A 14,389-nucleotide genomic window follows, 5' to 3' on the forward strand; every position below is an offset into this window, starting at 1 on the left:
GCAGTACCAGTGAGACCACCACAGGACCCGGATCGCTGGTCGCGGCTGACCGCCGTGGCCGGTGAGGCGCTGGCCGCGGCCAGGGCCGGTGAGGACGCTGTGGCGGTGGACCTCGTGACCGGCTATCTCAGCGGTTCCCCCGAGGGCAACGAGGAGATCCGCGAGCTGGTGCTGCTGCTGTTCGCCGAGTGCAGCAGCATGGTCGGCGCGCTCGGGTCCGGCGGCGCCACGCCGGTCAAGATGCAGGTCTTCGACGAGGAGGGCAACGAGGTCCAGATCGACGACGCGGACCCGCCGGTGCGCACGGCGATCCGCGCGTTGCTGGCGGAGGTGCACGGCGACCAGGACGCGGCCTCGGAGCAGATCGAGATCGCCCTGGCCAACGGGGCACCGCAGGAGCTCGCGACCGTGGTCCTGCAAGCCCTGCGGTGGACCCTGAAGCTGGCCGTGGAGTGCGAGACGCGCGACCTGCCGATCGCGCCTTGGATCACCGCGTCACTGGACGACCAGCCCTGATGTGCAGCAGCGCGTCCGCACCGTCCATGAGGTGCTGGTCCAGCGGGAAGTAGCCCATCTCCGGCTTCGTGTCGGTGCGGCTGGGACCCCGCGGCTTGTCCGCGGTGATGCCCCAGGTCGTGAAACGGCTCTGCAGCTGGCCTTCGAGGGTGGCTTTGTCCGGTTCGCCCAGCCCGAACGAGTCGTTGCGGCCGAGCGTGCCCGCGATGACCGTGTACTGGTCACCGAGGATCGGCGCGACGAGCGCGCCGGCGGAGAACCACTCGATCCGTTCGCCGGCCATCTCCATCGAGCTGTTGGTGCGCTGCAGGTGGGCGTTGTGCGCGAACACGAACGTCGGCCCGCGCGACGCCTCGGCGCGCCGGATCTCCAGCAGGTTGCGGGCCATCACGCCGTCCCGCAGCTGGCACAGGCGGTTCAGGCGCACGCCCAGCGGGTTCGGCTCCGCGCACTCCCGGTGGTAGCGGAGCAGGCTCAGACCGGCCACCAGGTGCGTCTCGGCGCGGTACCAGGCGGGGTCGGTGCTGCGGCGCTCGTGCAGCCGCGCGAGCATGCCCGTGCCGATCTCGCGGAACCTGTGCGCCTCGTCGGACAGCCCCGGCGACCGGGTGAGGTCCATGACGGCCTCGGTGCGGCTCCACTTCTCGTCGTCGGTCGAGAGGTCGACGTCCTCGCCGAGGTAGTCGCGGGCGTGTTCGAGGTAGGGACGCGGGCTGGGCGCGCTGACGGTCTCGGTCTGGAAGTCGAAGCCGTGGAACGCCAGGCGGTCGTGCGCCGGTTTGTCCTCGTTGTACTCGCGCATCCACTGGACCAGCTCGCGGTTGGCGGGCCACTGGCCGAACGAGTGGGAGAAGCCGTCCTTCATGACGGTGTCGAGGTCTCCGGGGCCGCCCTGGACGTGGTCGTCGACCAGCAGGCCCCTGATCCGGCAGGTCTCCAGCGCGATGGACCGGTAGCCGAGGCCGGCCAGCTGCTCGAACAGCTCGTTGCGGACCCAGGTGTGGGCGTGCTCCAGGTGGGTCGGCTCGCCGAACGCCAGCAGCTCGGTGAAGGGGGTGATGAACTCGCGGATGTCCTGGCTCATGTGGCTCAACCGTAACATTGAAAGCTCCGTTGAGACTTTCCCGCGATAACTGCTGCCGAGGGCGGCTAAAGTTTCAACCGTGCGTCCCTCCGACCTCGCTCACGAGCACGGCCTCTCCACCCAGGCCGTGCGCAACTACGAGCAGTCGGGGTTCCTCCCGCCCGCCGAACGCACCCCGTCCGGCTACCGCGTCTACACCGAGGTCCACGCCGCCGCATTGCGCGCGTTCCTCGCGTTGATCCCGGCGTTCGGGCACGCGCGGGCCGGCCAGATCATGAACGCGGTCCACGCCGACGACCTGGACGGCGTGCTGCTGGCCGTGGACCGCGGCCACGAGCAGTTGCTGCGCGACCGCGAGACCCTCGGCTCGGTCAGCCGCGCCGTGGCGGACCTGACCGACTTCGAGCCCGTGCCGGAACCGCGCACGATCGGCGAGCTGGCCCGGCGCCTCGGCGTCACCCCGGCGACGCTGCGCGCGTGGGAGGAGGCCGGTGTCCTCACGCCCGCCCGCGAGCCCACCGGGTACCGCGTGTACCTGGCCGAGGACGTCCGCGACGCCGAGCTGGCGCACCTGCTGCGGCGCGGCGGCTACCCGCTGGCGCGCATCGCCCTGGTGGTCGAGCAGGTCCGCACGGCGGGCGGCACGGAGACGCTGGGCAGCGCGCTGGCGGACTGGCACCGCCGCCTGACCGCGCGGGGCCTCGCGATGCTCCGGGCCTCCGCGCGGCTCAACGACTACCTGAGTGCGCGGGCACCAGCTCCGTGACGAGCGCGCCGACCTGCTCGCTCTCGATCAGGAACGCGTCGTGCCCGTGCGGCGACTCGATCACCCGCAGCCCGTCCGCCCCGGAGATGCCCGCGGCCAGTTCCCGTTGCTGCGCCAGCGGGTACAGCCGGTCGGAGTCGACCCCGGCGACGATCGTGCGGGCCTTCACCCGCGCCAGCGCCGCCTCGATGCCGCCACGCCCGCGTCCGACGTCGTGCGAGTTCATCGCCTCGCTCAGCGTCACGTAGCTCTCCGCGTCGAACCGGCGGGAGAGCTTCGCCGCGTGGTGGTCCAAATAGGACTCGACCTCGAACCGCCCGTCCTCGCGGACCCGCCGGCCGAAGCGCGCCTGCAGCTCCTGCTCGCTGCGGTAGCTCAGGTGCGCGATCCGGCGCGCGATCCCCAGTCCCGCCACGGGATCGGCCCTGATCGCGTGCACCTGCGCCGACGCGAGCCCGATCTGCTCGGCCGACGCGGCGGCCGTGGTCGCCAGCAACAGCAACGACTCCACGCGGTCCGGCTCGCCGACGGCCCACTCGACGGCCCTCATGCCGCCCATCGACCCGCCGAGCACCGCGGCCCACCGCGAGATGCCGAGGAAGTCGGCGAGGAGGACCTCGGCGGCGACCTGGTCGCGGATGGTGATCGCGGGGAAACCGGGGAGCTGCCAGGGCCCGGTGCTGCCCTGGCAGCCGCCCAGCACGTTCGGCGCCACCACGAAGAACCCGTCGAGCGGCCGGCCGGGCCCGATCAACGGCTCCCACCAGCCCGGCGTCGGGTGGCCCGGCTCCACGCCCCCGGCGACGTGGCTGTCACCGGTGAGGGCGTGGAGCACGAGCACCGCGTTGGAGGCCTTGGCGTTCAAGGTCCCCCACGTCTCGTACGCGAGCTGGAACCCCGGCAGTCCCGCGAAGGGCTCGGCGTGGCGGAACCACTTCCGCCGCCCGTCCGGGTCGCCGAACCTCCAGCCGCCCACTACAGCGCCGACTTGGCCGCGGTGAAGCCCGCCTCCAGGTCGGCCTTGAGGTCCTCGACGCCCTCCAGCCCGACCGACAGCCGCACCAGGCCGGGCGAGACGCCCGTGACGAGCTGCTCCTCGGGCGTGAGCTGGCTGTGCGTGGTCGAGGCGGGGTGCACGATCAACGACCGCACGTCGCCGATGTTCACGAGCTGGCTGAACAGGCTGGTCCCGTCGACGAACGCCCGTCCGGCGTCGACCCCGCCGCGCAGCTCGAAGCTGACGACCGCGCCCGCGCCCTTGGGCAGGTACTTCTGCGCGTTGGTGTGGAACGGCGACGACGGCAGGCCCGCGTAGTGGACCTTCTCCACCTCGTCCCGCGCCTCCAGCCACTCGGCGAGCGCCTGAGCGTTCTGCACGTGCCGCTCGATCCGCAGCGACAGCGTCTCGATGCCTTGGATGATCAGGAAGCTGGTCAGCGGTGCGATGGCCGCACCCGTGTCCCGCAGCCCCTGCACGCGCAGCTTGGCGGCGAACGCCCCGTGCCCGAGCACCGGCCAGTACCGCAGGCCGTTGTAGCTGGGGTCCGGCTCGTGGAAGTCGGGGAACTTCTCGGCCCCGTACTCGAACTTGCCGCCGTCCACGACCACGCCGGCGATCGCCGTGCCGTGCCCGCCGAGGTACTTGGTGGCGGAGTGGACCACGATGTCGGCGCCGTGCTCCAACGGCCGCAACAGGTACGGCGTGGGCACCGTGTTGTCCACGACCAGCGGCACGTCGTTGGCGTGCGCGACCCCGGCCACACCCTCGATGTCGAGCACGTGGCTGCGCGGGTTCGCCAGCGTCTCGGCGAAGAACAGCTTGGTGTTGGGCCGCACCGCCGCCTGCCACGCGTCGAGGTCGTCCGGATCGTCCACGAAGGACACCTCGATGCCGAGCTTGGGCAACGTGTAGTGGAACAGGTTGTACGTGCCGCCGTACAGGGAGGCGCTGGACACGAAGTGGTCCCCGCTCCGCGCGAGGTTGAGGATCGCCGCCGTCCCGGCGGCCGACCCGGACGCGAACGCGACGGCCGCCACACCGCCCTCGAGCGCGGCGACCCGCTGCTCGAGCACGTCCTGCGTGGGGTTGTTGATGCGCGTGTAGATGTTCCCGGGCTCGGCCAGCGAGAAGAGGTCCGCGCCGTGCTGCGTGTCGCGGAAGACGTAGGAGGTGGTCTGGTAGATCGGCGTGGCACGGGCACCGGTGGCGGGGTCGGGCGCGGCGCCGGCGTGGATCTGGGCAGTCTCGAAGGACCAGGACATGGCTGTGCTCCAGGTGGTGCGGTGAGGTGGGCTCGAGATCAACGGGAGCGGCGACAGGCCATGCTGGTGACGCGCACGAGGTCCACGTGGCGTCGGCGAACCAGCGGCATGGTCATGGTCACACAAGGTAGGGGGCCATCCGGCCTCATGGACACCCCGTCCACCAGGTGAGAACGCTTAGGCTGATCGCATGCGCACAGCTCTGGTCGGCTACGGACTGGGAGGGGCGGCCTTCCACGCCCCGTTCATCGCGACCACCCCGGGCCTGGAACTCTCCGCCGTGGTCACCGCGAACCCGAAGCGCAGGGCAGAGGTGAGCGCCCGCTACCCGGACACGACCCTGCTGTCCACTCTGGACGAGGTGTGGGCGGGCGACTTCGAGCTGGTCGTCGTCACCACCCCGAACCGCTTCCACGCGACCCACGCCCGCCAGGTCCTGGAACACGGCCTGAACGTCGTGGTCGACAAGCCCTTCGCGGGCTCGGCGGCGGAGGCGAGGGCCCTGGCCTCCATCGCCTACTCGAGGAACCTGCTCCTGGCCCCGTTCCACAACCGCCGCTGGGACGGCGACTTCCTGACCGTTCAGAAGCTCCTGGCGCAGAACACCCTGGGCGCGGTCCACCGCTTCGAGTCGAGGTTCGAGCGCTACCGCCCCGAGATCAAGGAGTCCTGGAAGGAGTCCGGCGACCCGAAGGACCTGGGCAGCATCCTCTACGACCTGGGCACCCACCTGATCGACCAGTCGGTGGCCCTCTTCGGCCGCCCGAGGTCGGTCCACGCGGAAATCGCCACGGTCCGGCCCACCGCGAGGGCGGACGACGACGTCTTCGTGTCCCTCACCCACGACAACGGCGTCCGCTCCCACCTGTGGATGAGCGCCCTGGCAGCGGACCTGGGCCCGCGCTTCCGGGTGCTGGGCCACGACGCCGCCTACGTGAAGCACGGCATGGACCCCCAGGAAGAGCGCCTGAAGGCGGGCGAGACCCCGGCGGGCCCGGGCTGGGGCGAGGAGCCGGAAGAGGCCTGGGGCACGGTGAACGGCACCCCTCACAGGACAGAACCGGGTGCCTACCAGGACTTCTACGAGGCAGTGGCGGCGGGCAGAGCCCCGGTACCGCCACAGGACGCGGTGACGGGCCTGGAAATCATCGAGGCGGCAAGGCAATCGGCGGCCACGGGCGGCGCAGTCCGGCTGTGACGGCGACACTGCGGCTTCGCCGCAGAGGGTTCCGGGACAGCGCACTCAAGGACGGACCAACGGCGGGTACAACGTCCGAGCCGGCCCACGCCGGAACAGCGCGGCCGGTCGCCCCCCGTCCCGGCGGGTCGTCTCCCCGGTGGCGACCAGCAACCCGGAGACCCCGGTGACCTTCCGGTGGAAGTTGCGGGGGTCCAGGGAGACCCCCCAGACGATCTCGTAAACCCTCCGCAACTCGGCCACGGTGAACTCGGCGGCACAGAACTCGGCCCCCAGCGACGTGTACTCCAGCTTGGCCCGAGCCCGCTCCACCCCGTCCGCGAGGATCCGGGAGTGGTCGAAGGCCAGCGAGGACACCTCCGCCACCGGCACCCACGCGGCCGAAGCCGCGTCGGTCCCGGCCACCGGCACCGGCAGGTCGGCGGCCAGCGCCAGGTGGGCCACCGAGACCACCCGCATCCGGGGGTCCCGGGCGGGCTCTCCGTAGGTCCCGAGCTGTTCCAGGAACAACCCGGACACCCCGGTCTCCTCGCGCAACTCCCGGACGGCGGCGGCGTCCACGGACTCCGCGACCTGGACGAACCCGCCGGGCAACGCCCACCGCCCGGCGAACGGCTCCTCCCCCCGCCGGACCAGCAGCGCGCACAGGGCGTCGTCCCGCACCGTCAGCACCACCAGGTCGACGGTGACCGCGAAAGGAGGGAAATCACTGGGCGAGTACACCACCGGAGCATAGTGTTATCGTCAGAGTGACGACAACCGAGGAGTGGTCATGGCAGACATCAGCAGGTACCCCGGGCTCCGCCACCTGAGGGGCACCCCCACCGTCCACGTCCGGCACGTCAGGAAGGGCGAGCTGGTCCACGAGGGCACGGGTCAGAGCTTCTGGTTCCGGCCCAGATCAGCGGTGCTGAGCGAGGTCCCGGTGGACGACCGGGAGCTCCCGATGCTGTTCCACGCCAGGACCCACGACTACCAGGACGTCACGGTCCAGCTGACGGTCACCTACCGCTGCACCGACCCGGAGACGGCGACCAGCCGCATCGACTTCTCGATCGACCCCGACACCGGCACGTGGCGCCAGGACCCGTTGAGCCAGATCGCCACCACGCTCACCGAGAGCACCCAGCAGCACGCCCTGAAGATCCTCGCCACGGTCGACCTGGACCAGGCGATCCGGACCGGCGTGGAGCGGGTCAAGACCGCCGTGCAGACGAACCTGCGGGCGGACCACATCGGCATGGAGATCATCGACGTCCGCGTCGTCGCCATCCGCCCCGACGCCGACCTGGAGAAGGCGCTCCAGACGACGATCCGCGAACGCGTCCAGCAGGAGGCCGACAAGGCCACCTACGAGCGCCGGGCCATCGCGGTGGAACGCGAACGCGCGATCAGCGAGAACGAGCTGAAGAACCAGATCGAGCTCGCCAAGCGCGAGGAGCAGCTGGTCGTCCAGCGCGGCGCCAACGCCCTCAGGCAGGCCGAGGACGACGCCAGGACCGCGAAGATCGCCACCGAGGCGAAGGCCGAGGGCGTCCAGCGGCTCGCCGAGGCCGAGGCCGCCGGCGAGAGGGCCCGGCTCGACGCCTACCAGGACGTCCCGCGGGAGACCCTCTACGCGTTGGCCGCCAAGGAACTGGCGGGCAACCTCCCGGAGATCGGCAGCATCACGCTGACCCCCGACCTCGTCCAGCCGATCCTGAACAGGCTCGCCCGATGAGTCTGGCCCCCAGAATCGTGCTGGTGAACCGGCGCACCGAGCTGACAGAGTTGCTGGCGAGGCACGGGACGAGAGGGCAGGTCGAGTTCTTCCTCAAGTCCCGCAACCGAACCCTGGACGAGGTGGTGGACCGTGACCAACAGACCCGAGCAGCGCTGGGAGAGGTCGGCGCCGCGATCCCGCTGGACTGGCGCCGCGGCGTGGTCGAGAGGGAAGACCTGTCGCGGTTCCTGTTCGCGCCCGAAGACGTAGTCGTCGTCGTCGGCCAGGACGGCCTGGTGGCCAACGTCGCCAAGTACCTGGACGGCCAGCCGGTGATCGGCATCAACCCGGACCGGGGTGTGCTGGCGAAGCACGCCCCGTCCGACGCGGCCGAGCTCCTGCACCGGACCGGGGACACCGAGGACCGCACGATGGTCGAGGCGCGGTCCGACGACGGCCAGACCCTGCTGGCCCTCAACGAGATCTACGTCGGCCACCCGAGTCACCAGACGAGCCGCTACCGCGTCCTGGGCGAGCGCCAGGCGTCGTCCGGCGTCCTCGTCGGCACCGGCACGGGCGCGACCGGCTGGTGCAGCTCGGCCCACCGCGAACGGCGGAGCCGGATCCGGCTCCCCGAACCGACCGAGCGCCGGCTCGCCTGGTTCGTCCGGGAGGCGTGGCCGTCGCCGAGCACCGGCACCGCCCGCACCGAGGGCGAGATCACCGGCGAGGAGCTCACCGTCGACGTCGAGTCCGACGGGCTGGTGGCGTTCGGCGACGGCATCGAGAGCGACGCGCTACGCCTGGGCTGGGGCCAGCGGCTGACCGTCGGACTCGCCGCCCGCCGGCTCCGCCTCGTGCGCTGAGCCGATCGCGAGCAGGCAGACCCCGGACAGCACGGCACCCGCGATCAGGTACAGCGCGATCGCCCAGGTTCCGGTGCGCAGCAACGACTGCGCGAGCAGCGGCGCGAGCCCGCCGCCGAGCACGGCGCCGAGCTGGAAGCTCAACGCCACCCCGCTGTAGCGCACGCGGGTCCGGAAGAGCTCGGCGAAGTACGCGGCCGACGGGCCGAACAGCGCCGCCGAGCCCACGAACCCCAGCACCAGCGCGAACGTGAACCAGCCGGAGTCCGTCAGCCAGAAGAGCGGGAACGCGAACGCCGTCTGGAAGATCGCGCCGCCGAACATCACCGGGAACCGCCCGACGCGGTCCGAGAGCAGCCCGAACGCGGGCACCGCGACGACCTGCGCCACCGCCCCGGCGGTGATCGCCACCAGGAGACCGTCCGCGGGGATCGCCAGCTCCGTCCGCCCGTAGCCGATCATGAACACGCTCAGCACGTAGATGAAGATCGTGAAGCCGAGGTTCACGCCGGCGCCCAGCAGCACCACCCGCCACCGGTCGCGCAGCACCTCGGCGATCGGCAGCCGCGCCTTCCCGGCCCGGGCGAACCGCGGCGACTCCGCGACGCGCAACCGGATGTAGAGCCCGATGCCGACCAGCACGACCGAGAACAGGAACGGCAACCGCCAGCCCCACGACAGGAAGTCCCGCTCGCCGGTGGCGCGCGACGACAGGTACATCGCGAGGTTCGCCAGCACGAGACCGACCGGCGACCCGATGAACACCCAGCTGCCGTACCAGCCCCACCGGCCCGGTGGCGCGTGCTCGACCGCCATCAGCGACGCGCCGCTCTGCTCGCCGCCCATGAAGAAGCCCTGCACGACCCGCAGCAGCACGAGCAGCACCGGCGCGAGGATCCCGACCTGCGCGTAGGTGGGCAACAGCCCGATCGTCGCCGTCGACACGCCCGTGACCGAGAGGGTGACCACGAGCATCGCCCGCCGGCCGATCCGGTCGCCGAGGTGGCCGATCACCGCGCCGCCCAGCGGCCGGGCGAGGAAGCCCGCGCCGAACGTGGCGAACGCGAGCAGCACGCCGACGCGCGAGTCGAACTGCGGGAAGAAGATCTTGTCGAACACGAGCGCCGAGGCCGTGCCGTAGAGCAGGAAGTCGTACAGCTCGATCGAGTTGCCGACCGCCGACGCCGCCGCGACCTTCCGGACCCCCGTCATCGTTCCAGCCTGGTAGAGGGATTGACACCGCGCAATGCCCCGGTCACTCTTCGTCCTACGTTCCTACTGCTCAGTAACGAGGTAGCAATGACGCGCCGAGTCACTGTCGTTTCCCTGCTCACAGCCATGATCGCGGCCCTGCTGGCGCTACCCGCGAGCGCTGCCCCGCGGTACCGGAACTACGTCTCGCTCGGAGATTCGTTCGTGTCCGGGCCGTTCATCCCACTGCAACGGCTCGACCCGTTGAGCTGCTTCAAGTCCACGCAGAACTACCCGTCGGTGCTCGCGAAGCGGCTCGGGGTCGCGACCTTCACCGACATCTCCTGCGGTGGCGCGCAGACGAAGGACATGGCGGGCGTGCAGAGCGGCTTCCCCGGCCAGTCCGCGCCGCAGTTCTCCGCGCTGAAGGCCGACACGGACCTCGTGACGATCTCCATCGGCGGCAACGACATCGGCTTCACCGACATCCTCCTGAACTGCGCCGGCAAGAGCGTCTCCGACCCGGTCGGCGCTCCCTGCCGGGCGAGCTACGGCGACTCGCTCGCCCAGCGCGTCGCCGCCACCGGCCAGAAGGTCGCCGAGGTGCTCGACGGCATCAAGCAGCGCTCGCCCAAGGCCAAGATCGTCGTGGTGGGCTACCTGCGCATCCTGCCGCCCTCGGGCGGGTGCTGGCCGGTCGTGCCGATCTCGCGCGGCGACGTGCCGTACCTCGACGGCGTGCAGCAGCAGCTCAACGGAATGCTCGGCGCCCGGGCCAGTGCCGCCGGTGCCACGTTCGTGAACCCGTACGACATCAGCCTCGGCCGCGACACGTGCGCGGCGCCGTGGGACAAGTGGGTCGAGGGCATCATCCCGACGAGCCCCGCGTTCCCGGTCCACCCGAACGTGAAGGGCATGGCCGCGGTGGGCAACCAGGTCGCCGCGGCGCTCGCGACGGCGTCCGCGGGCATCTAGTTGCACGCCGTGATCATGGATCACACGATCCGGTGTTACCGCTGAGTTGAATGGAAGTTCGGGTCCTCGCCGCGCCAGAGTGGTGGCATGGCAAGGACCCGACTTCTTTTTGCCTGTCTCGCGCTCGCCGCACCGCTCTTCCCCGCGACCGCCCAGGCAGCGTCACTCCCGGCAGCCTCCCTCGTCCCCGAGTCCGGGCTGGTGCTCTCGCTGCAGCCCCGGATGGGAGTGCTCAGCACCACCCAGCTGACCTGCGAGCCCGCCGGCGGCACGCACCGCCACGCGCAGCAGGCGTGCGACCTGCTCATGCCCGTGCAGGGCGACTTCCGCAGGCTGGGCGCCACCAACGCGATGTGCACGATGGAGCTGAACCCGACCAAGGCGACGCTGCGCGGCAAGTGGCGCACCAAGCGGATCGACTTCCAGCAGGTCTACCCGAACCCGTGCGCCGTGCGCGCGCACACCGGCGAGGTCTTCGACTTCTAGTCGCCCAGTGCCGCGTCACCGGTGTTCCAGCACACCGCCGTCGTGCTGGAACACCGGTGGCGTTCCGAGGTGAACTCTTCGGGAAGTGCCTCCAGGCCCTCAGCTCCACCGGCTCTGGAACTGGCGGCGGTAGACCGACACGTCGTCGCGCCACACGCCGAAGTGGTCCGGTGCGGACTGGACGATCGTCATCTCGTCGAGGCTGCCGAGGATCCGCCACGCCCGCGCAACCGCTTGCGCGCCCGCGTAGGCGATCGTGCAGAACCGGCGGGGTTCGACGACGGTGCGCACGCGGTCGACGGCGCCGACGCTCATCGGGGTGTCCTGCCAGAGGTCCAGCGCGTACCCGGTGCGGATGGGATCGCCGGAGCCGAGCACGCCCTCGATGCTCACGACCAGGCGATCTCCTTCGAGACGCAGGTCGTAGTGCCCGCTCCGGGGCGGGGTGCCGCCGGTGTACGCCGAGCGCGCCGGATCGAGCACCCAGTGGCCGAGGAACGGCACGAGGTCGTCACCCATGTGTGTCTCCTTCGCGGAACCTGCGCCACTGGCGGATTGTCCGGCGCATCGACGTGTACGACCATCACCCGATGAGTTATGAGACGGGCGTTCGGTGGAAGTGGATACCGGCCGTCGTGCTCGGCTTCGTGCTGCTGAGCTGGATCGTGTTCGAGGCCCTCGACCTCATCGACTTCGAGGGGGTGGTGACGTGGGTGCGCGGCATCGACCCCCTGTGGGCTGCTGCGGCGATCTTCGCGCTGCTCGTCGTGGACGTGCTGCTGCCCGTGCCGTCGACCCCGCTGATCGTGCTGGCGGGAACGGCGCTGGGCCTGCCCTTCGGGCTGGCACTCGCGGTCGTCGGGTCCCTGGGCTCCTCCGCCGCAGGGTACGCCCTGGGCCGGTTCGCGGGCCCGGTCCTGGTGCGCCGGGTCGTCACCATCGAGGAGCTGACCGAGATGCGGCGCTGGGGCCGTCAGTTCGGTCCGTGGTTCTTCGGCGTCGCCCGCGGGATCCCGATGATGGCGGAGACGGTGTCGGTGTCGGCGGGCGTGTCCAGGGTGTCGTTCCGCAAGTTCATGTTCTTCACCCTCCTCGGCACCATCCCGATCTGCGCCGCCTACGTGTTCGCGGGGTCGCAGGCCGACACGGTCGAACAGATCGTGATGATCAGCGCCGTCGGTTTCCTGCTGACCGTCGGGCTGTTCTACCTCCTGCGCCGGCTCGTGAAGACCGCACCGTAGAAAAATCGCTGGCGCGGCGTGGTTGTATGAATGTGCGCCCGGTGCGCAGCGGAGGGTTACTTCCGGTGAAAAACAGGTTCGATTCCTGAGGCCGGCGAGAGCCGGTTTCGCCCACCTCGGTGGGCAGTCACCTTCCGCGACCTGAACTCGGGCGCCCACAACTCCACCCCGGTCGGAAAAATCGCTGGCCAGGCGTGGTTCGATAGAAATCGCACCCGGTGCGAAGCCAACGGTTACTTCGTTTCCACAACGCACATGTCCCGTTGGCGCGGTGATCTCGGGAGCGCACAACTCCACACGTGTCCGGTGCGCAGCAGAGGGTTACTTCCACTGTAATGGGCGGGTTGCGGGTTCGAGTCCCGCCAGACGGGAAACCGGCTGTAGCTCAAACGGCAGAGCAGCTGCGTACCTTCCGCGACCTTTGATCTCGGACACGTGCGGAGTTCGTGGGCTCCCCTTTCTTTTGCTTCGAGGGGGAAAGAGCCGATGGCGAAGTTCAACATCTTCCGCGCACGTCCGGCGGGCACCAGCCCGGTCGCCACGGCGGCGGAACCGTCCGGTCGCACGCACGAGGGCGGCGACGGCTTCGCGCGCGACGCGAAGTCCGAGCTGTTCCTGCTCGCCGTGTCGAACATGGGCGGCGAGGACACCTTCTACGAGTCCGCGGGCCGCCGCGACACCCGGTTCGCCCAGCTCGTCCACACGACGGCGCTGGCGGATCCGGAGTGGACCGCGCGCCTGCTCCAGTGGCTGCGCAGCGAGGCGAACATGCGCACGGCGTCGCTGGTCGGCGCCGCGGAGTTCGTCCTCGCGCGACTCGTGGAGTCCTCGGCCGCGGGCGTCACGAACAGGGCGGTCGTCGACTCCGTGCTCCAGCGCGCGGACGAGCCGGGCGAGCTGCTCGCCTACTGGACGGCCCAGAACGGCCGGCGCGTGCCGAAGCCGGTCAAGCGCGGCATCGCCGACGCGGTCCGCCGCCTCTACGACGAGCGCGCCGTCCTGAAGTGGGACAGCGACGCCCGCGGCTTCCGCATGGCCGACGTCCTGAACCTCGCCCACCCCTCGCCCGCCGCCCCGTGGCAGGGCGCGCTGTTCCAGCACGTGCTGGACCGGCGCCGCTCCGCCGACGCGGCGGTCCCGTCGGACCTGCGCGTGCTCACGGCCCGCCGTGAGCTCATGTCGTGGCCGGTCGAGGAGCGCCGTGCGCTGTTCTCGCGTCCGGACGCGGCGCAGGTGCTGCGCTCGGCCGGGATGACGTGGGAGGCGGTGGCCGGCTGGCTGCAGGGTCCGCTCACCCGCGAGGTGTGGGAGGCGCTGGCGCCGTCCATGGGCTACATGGCGCTCCTGCGCAACCTCAGGAACTTCGACCAGGCCGGCCTGTCCGACGAGGCGGCGGCGGAGGTCGCGGCCCGGCTGGCCGACCCCGGCCAGGTCGCCCGCTCGCGGCAGTTCCCGTTCCGCTTCCTGTCCGCCTACGAGGCGGCGCCGAGCCTGCGCTGGGGCCACGCCCTGGAGCAGGCGCTCCAGGCGTCGCTGCGCACCCTGCCCGCGCTGCCGGGCCGGTCGCTCGTGCTGATCGACACCTCGGGGTCGATGACGAGCACGACGATCTCGGCGCGCTCGAAGGTCACCCCGGCCAAGGCCGCGGCGGTCTTCGGCGTGGCGCTGGGCGCGAAGGGCGAGCAGGTGGACGTGCACGGCTTCGCGACGGGCGTGTTCCGCCACGACGTGCCGCGCGGCGCGTCGGTCGTCCGCGAGGTCGACCGGTTCGTCCGGCGGATCGGCGAGGTCGGGCACGGCACCGACATCGCCGGGTCGCTGCGGCGCACGTACCGGGGTCACGACCGCGTGTTCGTCATCTCGGACATGCAGACCGTGAGCACCGGGGACGGCCGGGGCGTCGACGCGGTCGTGCCGCGGCACGTGCCGGTGTACGGGTTCAACCTGAACGGGTACCAGAGGGCCGCGTTCGCGACCGGCAAGGCCAACCGGCACGAGTTCGGCGGTCTGACCGACGCGACCTTCAGGGCGGTCCCCCTGCTCGAGGCCGGCCGGAACGCCGACTGGCCGTTCTGAGCGGCGAGGGTTCTCCGCTGACGCGG

At 70.9% G+C, this 14,389-nt stretch carries 15 protein-coding genes; 9 read left to right on the forward strand and 6 right to left on the reverse strand.

What is annotated here, in order from left to right:
- Positions 1 to 9: 9 nt before the first annotated feature.
- Entirely contained in the window at positions 10 to 516 is a 507-nt protein-coding gene (locus ACFWGZ_RS14765; protein WP_382452020.1) for a hypothetical protein, read from the forward strand.
- On the opposite strand, the gene ACFWGZ_RS14770 is transcribed toward ACFWGZ_RS14765, so the two are convergent.
- Positions 488 to 1,600 carry an erythromycin esterase family protein gene (locus ACFWGZ_RS14770; RefSeq protein WP_382452021.1) on the reverse strand — a complete coding sequence of 371 codons (1,113 nt, stop codon included), beginning with the start codon at positions 1,598 to 1,600 and terminating at the stop codon, positions 488 to 490. The two genes, ACFWGZ_RS14765 and ACFWGZ_RS14770, sit on opposite strands and share 29 nt — an antisense overlap.
- 79 nt (positions 1,601 to 1,679) lie before the next feature.
- Between ACFWGZ_RS14770 and ACFWGZ_RS14775 the strand changes: the two genes are divergently transcribed.
- Positions 1,680 to 2,366 (forward strand): TioE family transcriptional regulator, encoded by a 687-nt coding sequence (locus ACFWGZ_RS14775; RefSeq protein WP_382452022.1) that lies wholly within the window; start codon positions 1,680 to 1,682, stop codon positions 2,364 to 2,366.
- Here ACFWGZ_RS14775 and ACFWGZ_RS14780 read toward each other — a convergent pair.
- Both ACFWGZ_RS14780 and ACFWGZ_RS14785 read right to left on the reverse strand, forming a co-directional pair.
- Positions 2,329 to 3,342, reverse strand: coding sequence for a homoserine O-acetyltransferase (locus tag ACFWGZ_RS14780; protein ID WP_382452023.1), 1,014 nt, complete (start codon positions 3,340 to 3,342; stop codon positions 2,329 to 2,331). The two genes, ACFWGZ_RS14775 and ACFWGZ_RS14780, sit on opposite strands and share 38 nt — an antisense overlap.
- Entirely contained in the window at positions 3,342 to 4,628 is a 1,287-nt protein-coding gene (locus ACFWGZ_RS14785; protein ID WP_382452024.1) for a bifunctional o-acetylhomoserine/o-acetylserine sulfhydrylase, read from the reverse strand. Before ACFWGZ_RS14785 ends, ACFWGZ_RS14780 begins: the two co-directional genes overlap by 1 nt.
- 190 nt (positions 4,629 to 4,818) lie before the next feature.
- On the opposite strand from ACFWGZ_RS14785, the gene ACFWGZ_RS14790 reads away from it, so the two are divergent.
- Complete coding sequence (locus ACFWGZ_RS14790) at positions 4,819 to 5,826, forward strand: Gfo/Idh/MocA family oxidoreductase (protein ID WP_382452025.1); 1,008 nt, start codon at positions 4,819 to 4,821, stop codon at positions 5,824 to 5,826.
- A 45-nt stretch (positions 5,827 to 5,871) separates the two neighbouring features.
- Here the strand turns inward: ACFWGZ_RS14790 and ACFWGZ_RS14795 are convergent, their stop codons facing one another.
- Positions 5,872 to 6,549 (reverse strand): NUDIX domain-containing protein, encoded by a 678-nt coding sequence (locus ACFWGZ_RS14795; RefSeq protein WP_382452026.1) that lies wholly within the window; start codon positions 6,547 to 6,549, stop codon positions 5,872 to 5,874.
- 49 nt (positions 6,550 to 6,598) lie between these two features.
- Between ACFWGZ_RS14795 and ACFWGZ_RS14800 the strand changes: the two genes are divergently transcribed.
- Positions 6,599 to 7,546 carry an SPFH domain-containing protein gene (locus ACFWGZ_RS14800; RefSeq protein WP_382452027.1) on the forward strand — a complete coding sequence of 316 codons (948 nt, stop codon included), beginning with the start codon at positions 6,599 to 6,601 and terminating at the stop codon, positions 7,544 to 7,546.
- The gene (locus ACFWGZ_RS14805) at positions 7,543 to 8,394 is read left to right on the forward strand and encodes a hypothetical protein (protein WP_382452028.1); all 852 of its coding nucleotides are present in this window, start codon (positions 7,543 to 7,545) and stop codon (positions 8,392 to 8,394) included. The genes ACFWGZ_RS14800 and ACFWGZ_RS14805 overlap by 4 nt, the downstream gene beginning before the upstream one ends.
- On the opposite strand, the gene ACFWGZ_RS14810 is transcribed toward ACFWGZ_RS14805, so the two are convergent.
- On the reverse strand, positions 8,326 to 9,606 hold the full coding sequence (locus tag ACFWGZ_RS14810) for an MFS transporter (RefSeq protein ID WP_382452029.1): 1,281 nt from the start codon (positions 9,604 to 9,606) through the stop codon (positions 8,326 to 8,328). The two genes, ACFWGZ_RS14805 and ACFWGZ_RS14810, sit on opposite strands and share 69 nt — an antisense overlap.
- Positions 9,607 to 9,693: 87 nt before the next feature.
- Between ACFWGZ_RS14810 and ACFWGZ_RS14815 the strand changes: the two genes are divergently transcribed.
- Positions 9,694 to 10,560, forward strand: a complete 867-nt coding sequence (locus ACFWGZ_RS14815) for an SGNH/GDSL hydrolase family protein (RefSeq protein ID WP_382452030.1) — start codon at positions 9,694 to 9,696, stop codon at positions 10,558 to 10,560.
- Positions 10,561 to 10,647: 87 nt separating this feature from the next.
- Positions 10,648 to 11,046 carry an SSI family serine proteinase inhibitor gene (locus ACFWGZ_RS14820; protein ID WP_382452031.1) on the forward strand — a complete coding sequence of 133 codons (399 nt, stop codon included), beginning with the start codon at positions 10,648 to 10,650 and terminating at the stop codon, positions 11,044 to 11,046.
- Positions 11,047 to 11,145: 99 nt separating this feature from the next.
- On the opposite strand, the gene ACFWGZ_RS14825 is transcribed toward ACFWGZ_RS14820, so the two are convergent.
- The gene (locus ACFWGZ_RS14825; RefSeq protein ID WP_382452032.1) at positions 11,146 to 11,565 is read right to left on the reverse strand and encodes a hypothetical protein; all 420 of its coding nucleotides are present in this window, start codon (positions 11,563 to 11,565) and stop codon (positions 11,146 to 11,148) included.
- A 71-nt stretch (positions 11,566 to 11,636) separates the two neighbouring features.
- Between ACFWGZ_RS14825 and ACFWGZ_RS14830 the strand changes: the two genes are divergently transcribed.
- Positions 11,637 to 12,287 carry a TVP38/TMEM64 family protein gene (locus tag ACFWGZ_RS14830; protein WP_382452033.1) on the forward strand — a complete coding sequence of 217 codons (651 nt, stop codon included), beginning with the start codon at positions 11,637 to 11,639 and terminating at the stop codon, positions 12,285 to 12,287.
- 486 nt (positions 12,288 to 12,773) lie between these two features.
- Entirely contained in the window at positions 12,774 to 14,363 is a 1,590-nt protein-coding gene (locus tag ACFWGZ_RS14835) for a TROVE domain-containing protein (protein WP_382452034.1), read from the forward strand.
- The last annotated feature ends 26 nt before the right edge of the window (positions 14,364 to 14,389 follow it).

The sequence above is a fragment of the Lentzea sp. NPDC060358 genome (assembly GCF_042725365.1).
GTDB lineage: Bacteria > Actinomycetota > Actinomycetes > Mycobacteriales > Pseudonocardiaceae > Lentzea.

Coding starts and splice junctions, on each gene's coding strand:
- ACFWGZ_RS14785 (WP_382452024.1), bottom strand. CDS start 4,628: ATGTCCTGGTCCTTCGAGACTGCCCAGATCCACGCCGGCGCCGCGCCC.
- ACFWGZ_RS14815 (WP_382452030.1), top strand. CDS start 9,694: ATGACGCGCCGAGTCACTGTCGTTTCCCTGCTCACAGCCATGATCGCG.
- ACFWGZ_RS14770 (WP_382452021.1), bottom strand. CDS start 1,600: ATGAGCCAGGACATCCGCGAGTTCATCACCCCCTTCACCGAGCTGCTG.
- ACFWGZ_RS14820 (WP_382452031.1), top strand. CDS start 10,648: ATGGCAAGGACCCGACTTCTTTTTGCCTGTCTCGCGCTCGCCGCACCG.
- ACFWGZ_RS14800 (WP_382452027.1), top strand. CDS start 6,599: ATGGCAGACATCAGCAGGTACCCCGGGCTCCGCCACCTGAGGGGCACC.
- ACFWGZ_RS14805 (WP_382452028.1), top strand. CDS start 7,543: ATGAGTCTGGCCCCCAGAATCGTGCTGGTGAACCGGCGCACCGAGCTG.
- ACFWGZ_RS14825 (WP_382452032.1), bottom strand. CDS start 11,565: ATGGGTGACGACCTCGTGCCGTTCCTCGGCCACTGGGTGCTCGATCCG.
- ACFWGZ_RS14835 (WP_382452034.1), top strand. CDS start 12,774: ATGGCGAAGTTCAACATCTTCCGCGCACGTCCGGCGGGCACCAGCCCG.
- ACFWGZ_RS14790 (WP_382452025.1), top strand. CDS start 4,819: ATGCGCACAGCTCTGGTCGGCTACGGACTGGGAGGGGCGGCCTTCCAC.
- ACFWGZ_RS14810 (WP_382452029.1), bottom strand. CDS start 9,606: ATGACGGGGGTCCGGAAGGTCGCGGCGGCGTCGGCGGTCGGCAACTCG.
- ACFWGZ_RS14830 (WP_382452033.1), top strand. CDS start 11,637: ATGAGTTATGAGACGGGCGTTCGGTGGAAGTGGATACCGGCCGTCGTG.